13 protein-coding genes are annotated in these 10218 nt (G+C 72.7%); 2 read left to right on the top strand and 11 right to left on the bottom strand.

The genetic code is table 11. The features are described from left to right. Positions 1–271, bottom strand: a 271-nt coding sequence (locus BLW04_RS27825; RefSeq protein WP_217631232.1) for a transposase, incomplete at its 3' end; no start/stop codon positions are given. Positions 272–757: 486 nt separating this feature from the next. Then, the gene (locus BLW04_RS23335; RefSeq protein ID WP_217631231.1) at positions 758–1414 is read right to left on the bottom strand and encodes a TrmH family RNA methyltransferase; all 657 of its coding nucleotides are present in this window, start codon (positions 1412–1414) and stop codon (positions 758–760) included. A 54-nt stretch (positions 1415–1468) separates the two neighbouring features. Here BLW04_RS23335 and BLW04_RS23330 point away from each other — a divergent pair, with 54 nt between their 5' ends. Continuing rightward, positions 1469–2620, top strand: coding sequence for a GNAT family N-acetyltransferase (locus tag BLW04_RS23330; RefSeq protein ID WP_091547862.1), 1152 nt, complete (start codon positions 1469–1471; stop codon positions 2618–2620). Here BLW04_RS23330 and BLW04_RS23325 read toward each other — a convergent pair. The 5 genes from BLW04_RS23325 to rpsB form a co-directional block, all read right to left on the bottom strand. Then, positions 2587–3744, bottom strand: a complete 1158-nt coding sequence (locus tag BLW04_RS23325; RefSeq protein ID WP_254781912.1) for a phosphatidate cytidylyltransferase — start codon at positions 3742–3744, stop codon at positions 2587–2589. The two genes, BLW04_RS23330 and BLW04_RS23325, sit on opposite strands and share 34 nt — an antisense overlap. Positions 3745–3845: 101 nt before the next feature. Continuing rightward, positions 3846–4403: a ribosome recycling factor gene (gene frr, locus BLW04_RS23320; RefSeq protein WP_091547860.1), complete on the bottom strand. Its 558-nt coding sequence runs from the start codon at positions 4401–4403 to the stop codon at positions 3846–3848. Positions 4404–4523: 120 nt separating this feature from the next. Then, positions 4524–5273, bottom strand: coding sequence for a UMP kinase (gene pyrH, locus BLW04_RS23315; protein WP_091547864.1), 750 nt, complete (start codon positions 5271–5273; stop codon positions 4524–4526). A 193-nt stretch (positions 5274–5466) separates the two neighbouring features. Further along, positions 5467–6282 carry a translation elongation factor Ts gene (tsf, locus tag BLW04_RS23310; RefSeq protein ID WP_091547859.1) on the bottom strand — a complete coding sequence of 272 codons (816 nt, stop codon included), beginning with the start codon at positions 6280–6282 and terminating at the stop codon, positions 5467–5469. Between the two features lie 127 nt (positions 6283–6409). After that, entirely contained in the window at positions 6410–7399 is a 990-nt protein-coding gene (rpsB, locus tag BLW04_RS23305; RefSeq protein ID WP_091547858.1) for a 30S ribosomal protein S2, read from the bottom strand. A gap of 319 nt (positions 7400–7718) precedes the next feature. Between rpsB and BLW04_RS28875 the strand changes: the two genes are divergently transcribed. After that, a complete protein-coding gene (locus BLW04_RS28875; protein WP_254781911.1) occupies positions 7719–8246 on the top strand; it encodes a peptidoglycan DD-metalloendopeptidase family protein in 528 nt (175 codons plus the stop codon). Positions 8247–8344: 98 nt separating this feature from the next. Here the strand turns inward: BLW04_RS28875 and BLW04_RS23295 are convergent, their stop codons facing one another. The 4 genes from BLW04_RS23295 to BLW04_RS23285 all read right to left on the bottom strand — a co-directional run bounded on the left by BLW04_RS23295 (position 8345) and on the right by BLW04_RS23285 (position 10112). Further along, complete coding sequence (locus BLW04_RS23295) at positions 8345–8854, bottom strand: hypothetical protein (RefSeq protein WP_091547857.1); 510 nt, start codon at positions 8852–8854, stop codon at positions 8345–8347. Positions 8855–9030: 176 nt separating this feature from the next. Beyond that, positions 9031–9198: a hypothetical protein gene (locus tag BLW04_RS27125; protein ID WP_175484243.1), complete on the bottom strand. Its 168-nt coding sequence runs from the start codon at positions 9196–9198 to the stop codon at positions 9031–9033. Positions 9199–9238: 40 nt separating this feature from the next. Continuing rightward, complete coding sequence (locus BLW04_RS23290; RefSeq protein ID WP_254781910.1) at positions 9239–9520, bottom strand: thioredoxin family protein; 282 nt, start codon at positions 9518–9520, stop codon at positions 9239–9241. 91 nt (positions 9521–9611) lie between these two features. After that, positions 9612–10112: a GNAT family N-acetyltransferase gene (locus tag BLW04_RS23285; RefSeq protein WP_217631230.1), complete on the bottom strand. Its 501-nt coding sequence runs from the start codon at positions 10110–10112 to the stop codon at positions 9612–9614. Positions 10113–10218: the final 106 nt, after the last annotated feature.

The raw sequence follows: 10218 nt of genomic DNA, 5'->3' as shown, positions 1-10218 counted from the left end.
CATCGCGCTCAGGGGCTGCGGCGCGCACCGCGGCGAACATCCGCACGTAGGTGCCGTCGTCAGACCAGCGACGGTGGCGTTCCCACACCGATTGCCACGCGCCGAAGTGATCGGGCAGGTCACGCCACGGCGACCCGGTGCGGTACCGCCAGATGATCGCCTCGAGCGTCAGTCGGTGGTCATTCCACGGCCGGCCCTGATGACCGCCGGCAGGCAGCACCGGCTGGATCAACTCCCACAACTCGTCCGGGATCTCGTCGGTACGCAACATTCGTCCAGCGTCGCCCACCAACCCGCCAATCTTTGGCAGACACGCTCTAATCGGGAGCGGGTCCGCTGGAGCGCCGGAGACGTCCTCGACGGAATGGCCGTCGGCGGGCTGCTCGGCCGGCTCTGGCTCTGGCTCTGGATCGCGCTCGGTCTTCGGGTCGGCACCTGCCTGGTCGTCCCCGTCGACCTCGTCAGCAGCCAGCCAGCGGGGCAGCCACGCCTCGTCCCAGAGGGCCGGCTCGGCGGCGTGATCCGGGGCGTCCGCAGGTGCGGCCGGCGGCGCGCCGTCGGTTGCCGACCCGGGCGCGGACTGCGTTCCCGTTGCCACGGCCGCTCCTCCCTGGGCGGTCGTCCTGCCGGTCACCGACGTGACCGAGACCCAGGCGACCGGACCCAGCCGGGTCATGCTGCCTGGGCAGATGGGTCGCCCCGGCCAGGCTCGACGAGGAGATCGACCAACGCTCATGCGCTGAGTCGTCACACTTCGTCACGGCTCGGCGCGGGACAGCTCGGCGTGCTGCCGGATCCAGGCGTGCATGGCGATCCCGGCCGCGACACCGGCGTTGAGCGAGCGGGTCGACCCGAACTGCGAGATGGACACGGTCAAGCCGGCCGCCGCCCGCGCCGCGGGCGTGAGCCCGGGCCCCTCCTGGCCGAAGAGCAGGACGCACTCCCGGGGCAGGTCCACGGTCTCCAGGGGAACGGCGCCCGGCCCGTTGTCCACGGCAACCACGACGAGACGCCGCTGCCTAGCGTGCTCCCCCAACGCCGCGGCGTCCGCGTGGTGCCGGAGGTGCTGGTACCTGTCGGTGACCATCGCCCCCCGGCGATTCCAGCGGCGACGGCCGAGGATGTGCACCTCGGCTGCCAGGAAGGCGTTGGCGGTGCGCACGACGGTCCCGATGTTCAGATCGTGCCCGAAGTTCTCGATGGCGACGTGGAAGGGGTGACGCCGGCGGTTGAGGTCGGCGACGATCGCATCGAGGGTCCAGTAGCGGTACCCGTCGACGACGTTGCGGCGGTCCCCGCCGGCCAGCAACTCGCGGTCGTAGCGGGCGTCGGCCGGCCACGGACCGGGCCACGGGCCCACCCCGACGGGCGCCTCGCCCCACTCCGTCGGGCCCCGCTCTACCTCCTCCGCCACGGACGGGATGCTGCCACGCCCGGCCCTCCGCCGACCCTGGGGAAGGCTGAGGCCATGGACGACGCGGTACTGCTCCACCTGACGACCCCGGCCGAGTGGCGGACGGCGCTCGACACCGGCGCCCTGACCCCACCGTCGCTCGCCGAGGTCGGCTTCGTGCACCTGTCCACGCCCGCGCAGGCGCACCTGCCCGCGGAGCGGCTGTTCCCCGGCCGGCGGGACGTCGTCGCGCTGGTCGTCGACCCAGCCCGGCTGGCCGCGCCCGTGCGCCTCGAGCCGGGCGTGCCCGGCGACCCGACGTCGATGCGCTTCCCGCACCTCTACGGGCCACTTCCCACGACTGCGGTCGTGGCCGTGGTGCCGTGGCGACCGACGGTGGTCACCGAGCTGCCCTCCCCCGGCGACGCCGCGGCCCGGGCCCGCGCGCTGGCGCTCTCACTGCCGACCCGCCGGGCCGCCGAGGTGCGCGACCTGGCCGGCGGTTTCGCCGTCCTCGAGCCGGCGTTCCCGCACTCCCGCACCGACAACCGGCTGCTGTTCACCGGCGCCGGCGGCGCCGACACGGTCGAGTCGGCCACCGCGGCGCTGGCCGCCGAGGCCGGCTGGCCCGACCGGGCGGCCACGCTGATGGGGCCGGACGCGGGTCCGGTCGCCGAGGAGCTCCAGCGGCGGGGCTGGGTGGTCTCCGTGGCCGTGGTGATGGCCCGCTGGCTGGACGGCGCCGCACCCCAGCCCGCCGGCGGGCCGGTGGCCGAGGTCGTGCCTCAGGTCGCGGTGCACGGGCTGTGGGAGTCCGGGTGGCGGCGCCAGCTCGCCGGCACGGTCGACGACCTGGACGAGGTGGTCGGTCAGTTGGTGGGTCGTGAGCACCGCAACGACTGGGTGGCGCGGGTCGTCGACCTCGCCGTCCGGGTGGACGGCGACGTGGTCGCCGTCGGTCAGCTGCGGGTGGACGGCGCGACGGCCGCGGTCGAGTCGGTCCTCACCGACCCGGTCGCCCGGGGGCGCGGGTACGCCAACGCCGTACTCGACCAGGCGCTGCTCGAGGCCACCCGCGCCGGCTGCGACCTCGTGGTGCTGGACGCCGCGGCGCTCGACTGGCCGCGGGAGTGGTACGCCCGGCGGGGCTTCGCCGTAGTGGACCACAGCTGGGACGTCGCCCGCCCCGTCGATCAGACCGGGGCGACGACCGACAGCACCAGGTAGGCGACCGCCGCCGAGGGCAGCAGGGAGTCCATCCGATCCATCAGGCCGCCATGGCCGGGCAACAGGTGGCCCATGTCCTTGATCGCCAGGTCGCGCTTGACCAGCGACTCCCCCAGGTCACCCAGGGTGGCCGTAAGCGCCATTACCACCCCGAACAGGACGCCGCCCCACCACGGGCCGTGGAAGGTGAGGGTGACCAGCAGGGTGCCGATGAGCACGCAGGCCGCCACCGAGCCGCCCAGCCCCTCCCAGGACTTCTTCGGGCTGACCGACTTCGCCAGCGGGTGCTTGCCGGCCAGCACGCCGGCGGCGAACCCCCCGACGTCACTGCAGACGACTGCGCCGATGAAGGTGAGCACCCGGGCGACGCCGTCGTCGGGGACCAGCAACAGCACCGCGAAGCCGGCCAGCAGCGGGACGTAGAGGGCGACGAAGACTGCCGCGGAGGCGTCGCGCAGATAACCGACCGGCCCGTCGCCGAGCCGCCAGAGCAGGACGGCGAAGACGGTGAGCAGGAAGGCGACGACCAGGCCGGTGGGGCCCCGGGTCCACGCCAGCGCGACGATCGCCAGCGAGCCGACGACCAGGGGCGGCAGGGCCGGACGGTAACCGCCCGTGGCCAGGGCCCGACTGAGCTCGACCACGCTGATCAGTACGGCGGCGGTGAGCACCACCAGGAATACCGGGCGCCAGACGACCAGGGTGAGGATGATGACCGCGCCGAGCCCGAGACCGACGCTGATCGCCGCGGCCATGTTGCGACCGGCCCGGCCGGTGCTGGCTGTGGCCGGTGGCCCGCCGGGGACGTCCAGCACCTCCTCGCCGGTGGCCTCGGCGCCTGGGGCATCCGGAAGAGCGGTCAGCGGGGGATCGCCCGGGTCCTCGCCGCTCCAGGAAGCCGGATCGCCCTTCGGATCGCCCTTCGGATCGCCCTTCGGATCGCCCTTTGGATCGCCGGCCGAGTCGTCCTGGTCGCCGTCCTGGTCGTCTGCGGCGGCGGCGAACCAGCCATCGTCCTGGTCGTCGGCCGATTCCCGTCGGGTCCGGCCGGACGTCGGCGGCGCCTGCGGCGGCGTGCCGACGACGGGCAGCGCCGCGGTGTCCGGGGCACTCCGCGGAGGCAACGGCGGAGGCGTGACCCTGCGCAGGGGACCGCTGTCAGGGCCCCGGTGCGCAGGCTCGGGGGACGGGCGGGTGCGGGCCATCGGCTGCGGCGTGCGTCGGCTCAGACGTCCAGCAGCTCGGCTTCCTTGTTCTTCATCGCCTCGTCGATGAGCGCGACATGGGCGGAGGTGAGGTCGTCGAGCTCCTTCTCCGCACGGCGCACGTCGTCCTCGCCTGCCTCGCCGTCCTTGGAGATGCGATCGAGCTCTTCCTTCGACCGCCGGCGGATGTTGCGGATCGCCACCTTGGCGTCCTCGCCCTTGGACCGGGCCACCTTCACCAGGTCGCGGCGGCGATCCTCGGTCAGCTGCGGGAAGACCACGCGGATGATCGAGCCGTCATTGGTGGGGTTGACGCCGAGGTCGGAGTCGCGGATCGCCCGCTCGATTGCCTGCAGCTGGGTCATGTCGTAGGGCTTGATGACCGCCATCCGCGCCTCGGGCACCGAGATGGAGGCCATCTGCGGCACCGGCGTGAACGCGCCGTAGTAGTCCACGACGATCTTGTTGAACATGGAGGGGGCGGCGCGGCCGGTCCGCACGGAGCCGAGGTCCTCGCGGGCGACCGACAGGGCCTTGTCCATCCGCTCCTCGGCATCGAGCAGGGTGTCGTCGATCACGGCGTTCTCTCCTCCTTGCGGCGGCGTGCTGCCGCGGTGGCCGGTGGGTGGTTCAGAGCTGTGCGGGGTGCGGGCGGGCCGGCGACCCGGACCCACACCGTGCCGAGGGTCGCGCCGGGCTCAGGCCGGGTGACTGATCAGCGTGCCGATCCTCTCACCTGCGACGGCCCGTGCGATGTTGCCGTCCTTCAGCAGGTTGAACACCACGATGGGCATCTCGTTGTCCATGCACAGGCTGATCGCCGTCGCGTCGGCCACCTTGAGCTGCTTGGCCAGCACGGTGCCGTAGTCCAGGTTCTCGTACATGGTCGCCGCCGGATTGGTGCGTGGATCGTCGTCGTAGACGCCGTCCACTCCGTTCTTGGCCATCAGCAGCACCTGGCAGCCGATTTCCAGCGCCCGCTGGGCGGCGACGGTGTCGGTGGAGAAGTAGGGCATGCCTGCGCCGGCGCCGAAGATGACCAGCCGGCCCTTTTCCAGGTGGCGGACCGCCTTGCGCGGGATATAGGGCTCGGCGACCTGCCCCATGGTGATCGCCGTCTGCACCCGGGTCTCCAGGCCGACCTGCTCGCAGAAGGCCTGCAGCGCGAGCGCGTTCATGACCGTGCCGAGCATCCCCATGTAGTCGGCGTGCCGGCGGTCCATGCCGGCATGGGCCAGCTCGGCGCCGCGGAAGAAGTTGCCCCCACCGACGACGACGGCGACCTGCGTCCCGGCGTGCACGACTTCGGCGAGCTGCTCGGCGATGCTGTGCACGATGCCGGAGTCAACGCCGACCGTGCCGCCACCGAAGGCCTCGCCGGAGAGCTTGAGCAACACGCGCTGGTAGCCGCGGCCGTCGGCGGGGGCGAAGGCGGTGGGCGCGGACAGCAGCCCCTGATGGTGGGCGGGCGCATGCGTGTCTGTCACTGGGGTCCCTGGGGTCGGTGTCTGAGTGTCGGTGCGGTCTGCGCCGATCCTGCCGCATCCCGGAACGGGACGGCGGGCCGCGCGGGAGCCGCACAGGCCACCGGCCCCGTCCCCGGGAAGGGGGACGGGGCCGGTGGGTGGAACGGGGCCTGGCTCAGGCCTGGCCGATCTCGAACCGGGCGAAGCTGTCGACGGTCAGGCCGGCGTCGGCGATGACCTGCTTGACGGTCCGCTTCGGCTCGGTGATCGAGGGCTGCTCGAAGAGGACGAAGTCCTTGAAGTAGGCGTTGACCCGGCCTTCGACGATCTTGCTGATCGCCTGCTCGGGCTTGCCCTCCTCCTTGGCCGTCTGCTCGGCGACCCGGCGCTCGGTCTCGATCGCGTCGGCCGGGACCTCCTCGCGGGTGAGGTAGCGCGGGCGGGCCGCGGCGATGTGCATCGCCAGGCTGCGCGCGGCGTCCTCGCTGCCGCCGGAGTACTGCACGGCGACACCGATGGCCGGCGGCAGGTCGGTGGCGCGCTTGTGCAGGTAGGTAGCGGTCGTGCCCTCGAAGACGGCGAGGCGCGAGAGGACGAGCTTCTCGCCGATGCGCGCGGACTCGGACTCGACCAGCGCGGCAACGGTCTGGCCGTCGACCTCGGTGGCGAGCAGGGCCGGCACGTCGGTGGGCTTCTCGGCCAGGACGACGTCGAGCAGACGCTCGGCGAGCTGCACGAACTCGGCGTTCTTGGCGACAAAGTCGGTCTCGCAGTCGAGCTCGAGCAGGACCCCATCGCGGCTGACGACGACACCGTTGGTCGTCGAGCGCTCGAGGCGCTTGCCGACGTCCTTGGCGCCCTTGACCCGCAGGAATTCGACGGCCTTGTCGTAGTCGCCGTCGGCCTCGGTGAGGGCCTTCTTGCAGTCCATCATGCCGGCGCCGGTGGCGTCACGGAGACGCTTCACGTCGGCTGCGGTGAAGGCAGGCATGTCACTTCCTCTTGGTCTGGTGGTGCTGAATGCTGAGACGGGTGCGCGGCTTCGGGGTGCCCGGGCCGGGCATGCGGCGGCGCCGTTCCTCGCCCGACGGTGCGGGCGGGGAACGGCGCGGGACCGGTCAGGCCTCCGGGGTGCTCCGGATGTCGCCGGTGGCGGGGACGCCCTCGACGGGAGCGACTTCGTGCGCGGTGACCGTGGGCGGCTCGGCCGGGATCTCCGGCAGGGTGGCCGGTTCGACCGGGGCGTCGACCGGCGCGGGGGCAGCGGCCTCGACCGGCGCGGCCTCGACCGGCGCGGCCTCGACCGGCGCAGCGGAGGTGTCGCCCTGACCGGTGAGCAGCTCGCGCTCCCAGTCGGCCAGCGGCTCGGCCGCGGGGGCCTCGACGTCGCCCTCGGCGCGCCCGGCATTGGCCTGCGCCGCGGAGCGGGCCATCAGACCGTCGGCGACGGCGTCGGCGATCACCCGGGTGAGCAGGGCGGCGCTGCGGATGGCGTCGTCGTTGCCCGGGATCTTGTAGTCGACCTCGTCGGGGTCGCAGTTGGTGTCCAGGATCGCGACGACCGGGATGCCCAGCTTGCGGGCCTCACCGACGGCGATGTGCTCCTTCTTGGTGTCCACGATCCAGACGGCGCTGGGCACCTTCTGCATGTCGCGGATGCCGCCGAGGGAGCGCTCCAGCTTGGCCTTCTCGCGGGAGAGGACCAGCTGCTCCTTCTTGGACAGGCTGACCAGCGCGCCGGTCTGCTCGAGGTCCTCGAGCTCCTTCATGCGCTGGAGCCTCTTGTGCACGGTCTGGAAGTTGGTGAGCATGCCGCCCAGCCAGCGCTGGTTGACATAAGGCATCCCGACGCGCGTCGCCTGCTCGGCGATGGCCTCCTGGGCCTGGCGCTTGGTGCCGATGAACATGATCGAACCGCCGTGGGCCACGGTCTGCTTCACGAATTCGTAGGCCTGGTCGATGTAGCCCAGCGTCTGCTGGATGTCGATGATGTAGATGCCGTTGCGCTCGGTGAAGATGAAGCGCTTCATCTTCGGGTTCCAGCGACGGGTCTGGTGCCCGAAGTGGACCCCGCTGTCGAGCAGGTTCTTCATGCTGACGACTGCCACGTGGCGCCGCCTCTCTGTGCACGCGCGGCCAGCCGGCTGCGAAGCCGGGCCGCTCTCGGTTGACGCGGGCACCGGGTGGTGCACCGCCCTGGTGTCCCTGCCGCGCCACCGACCCGTCGAGGACGGGACCGAGGTGGCGACCGCCCCGCTGCAGGAGCGGGGAGGGGACACGCGAAGTCGATCCACCCGGAGGCGGACCGCAGGGCCAGCATACGCGGGCGCCGGAGCCTCTCGCCGCCGGTCGTCCCCAGCCGGGACGACGGTCCACAGACCGCCGTCCGACAGTCCCCCGGCACGGTCGCAGCGCCACGCTCGGCAGGTGCTCCGGCCCCGGCTGTTCGTCGTGCTCACTCTCGTCGCGCTGGCCTGGTGCTGTCCCGCCGCGGCCGCCGCTCCGCCGGTGGGGGCGCGCTCCGGGGTCACCGTCCCGGTGGTCGCCCTCTGGGGGTGGCCACTGGCCGGTGTGCCCGTCGTCGTCCGGCCCTTCGACCCGCCGCCGGCGCCATACGCGGCCGGGCACCGCGGCGTCGACCTCCGCGGGGTGGCCGGTGAGCCCGTGCTCGCGGCCGGGGCGGGGGTGGTCGCCTTCGCCGGCATGGTCGCGGGCCGGCCGGTGGTGAGCGTCGACGATGCCGGCGGGCTGCGGACGACGTACGAGCCGGTGCAGCCGCTCGTCGCGGCCGGCCAGCCGGTCGCCCGCGGGTCGCCGCTGGGCGTGCTGGCCAGCGGTCATCCGGGCTGCCCGGTCGAGGCATGCCTGCACTGGGGGCTGCGACGCGGGGCGACCTACCTCGACCCGCTGCTCCTGCTTCGGCCGCCGCGGGTGCGGTTGCTGCCGTGGGGCTGAACCGTCCGGACGGACACAGCACGAGGGCCGGCGCAGCCCGGTGGGGCGGCGCCGGCCTCGGGACCGAACGGGGTGGTGTTGCTTACCGGGTTCGGCTCTTACCGGGTACGGCTCGCGTCGCTCCGGTGGTCGACGTGGTCGTCGCCCTCGGTCTCCTTGGCGAGCAGGCCCGCGCCCACCGACCACAGGATGCCGCCGACGAGCCCGACCCAGGCACCGAACTCGGTCTCCAGGTCGGCGCCGCGCTCGAAGGCACCGGGCGGGTCGAAGACGTAGGCCAGGGCAAGCAGGACCGCGGCGATGCCGGCGGCCATGGTGGTCAAGGTCAGGCCGCGGTGCTGGCGGCGGCGGGCACGCTGCAGCGCGTAGAGGAGGGCGGCGGCCAGTCCGACACCCAGGAAGGCGGTGAAGGCGATGACCGTGTCGGCCTCGTAGCCGCTCGCGGAGGTGGGGTCCTCGCCGGTCGTGGACACCCAGTCCAGGTACGTGGCGATGAGGAAGACCACGATGCCGGCGATGGCGACGTAGGCGCCAGTGGGCTTGGCCCGGTCGTCGTGTGCAAGCGCGTTCGCGCTGCTGGTCGTGGTGGGTCGATCGTGTGTTGCCATGGGCGCCGGGTGCCCACAGTCAGTTCTCAGCAACCGCCCAGCGAGAAGATGAGGCGCAGGTCTCCACAACGGCAGAGCTCCAGCAGCGCACTTCCTGCTACATGCGGCGGGTGGTACCGCGCGACGGTGACCGCATGCACCCAACACGGTGCCGCCGCTCACCGAGTGCAGATCCGCTACGCACGGCCGATCCGCGCCGCCACCCAGACGGCGCAGCGCCGGCAGAGGAACACCCCCTGGGTGCCGCCGAGCTCGTGCACCGCGGACCGCGGCAGGTCGCGCTCGCAGCAGCCGCAGGTCACGCGCTCGGTGGTGGCGGCCCCGCGCCGTCCGAGGAATCTCATCGCAGCGCCGCGATCAGTTGCTCGACGGTGGGCGACCCAGTCACGCCGTCGCCGGTTCGGTAGACCCGGCAGGGCAGGCCGACCGGGCCGTCCAGGTCCGGAACGGCGTCCCGGCCGTCGAGAGGACGGCGGGGGAACCGCGGAACTGGAGCGCGTCGGCCTCGTCGGGTGTGCGGACCTCCCGGTGTGCCACCTCCACGTCCCCGCGGCCGACCCGCGCCAGCGCCTCGCGCAGCCGCTCGGCGGCGACGTGCAGGTTGGGGCAGCCCTCGACGTACAGCAGCGAGACGTCCATCTCGACAGCCTTCCCTCGTCCGGGCACCTGAGCGACCGCACGCCACGGCGGCTCCGGTCAGCCGGCGTGCGTGACAGCGCTGCACCTGGTCGTCGGCCGCTGCGCTACGGGTGCGCTGTCAGGGGCCGACGCCTTGCCGATAGGGCCCAGCGTCCCCCGCAGGGATGGAGAACGGGAGCCGGGCGTCGACACTTCCTCTGGAATCGAAAGTGGCGAGGGTGAAGCCGACGGACCGGAGCACCGCGAGCGCCGGTGCATTGGACCGGGTCGTGCATGCGCGGAGCTCGATGGCACCGAGCTCTGCTGCCTGCGCCACGACGGCGGTGAGCGCCCGTGTTCCCACTCCCATCCCGCGCGCCACCAGCGTCAGCCAGGCGCCGGTCTCGAGGACCCCCGGCGCGACCCGTTCGGGACGCACCGACCCCACGATCGAACCGGCCAGAACCACCGCCCAGGTCGCCTCGCCCGCCGGCCCGTCCACGCCGGTCCGCCGGTCGCGGTGGAACCGCCGGAGCCAGTCGACCCGGTCCGACGACCACTCTGGACCGGGCGTGAGCGGCGGGGTCACCTCGTCGGGTGCGGCATCGGCGACCGCGGCCTGCACCAAGGACTCCAGCACGTGCTCATCGACCTCGACTAGAGCGTGTCTGCTAACTGCGGACGCGGTGATGGATGATCATGCAGCCGAGGAGGACACCGCCGAGGTAGGTGGTGGCGTATTTGTC

This window comes from Modestobacter sp. DSM 44400 (genome assembly GCF_900107175.1).
In the GTDB taxonomy this organism is placed as follows: Bacteria; Actinomycetota; Actinomycetes; order Mycobacteriales; family Geodermatophilaceae; genus Modestobacter.
This window is presented reverse-complemented; position numbering and strand designations above follow the sequence as displayed.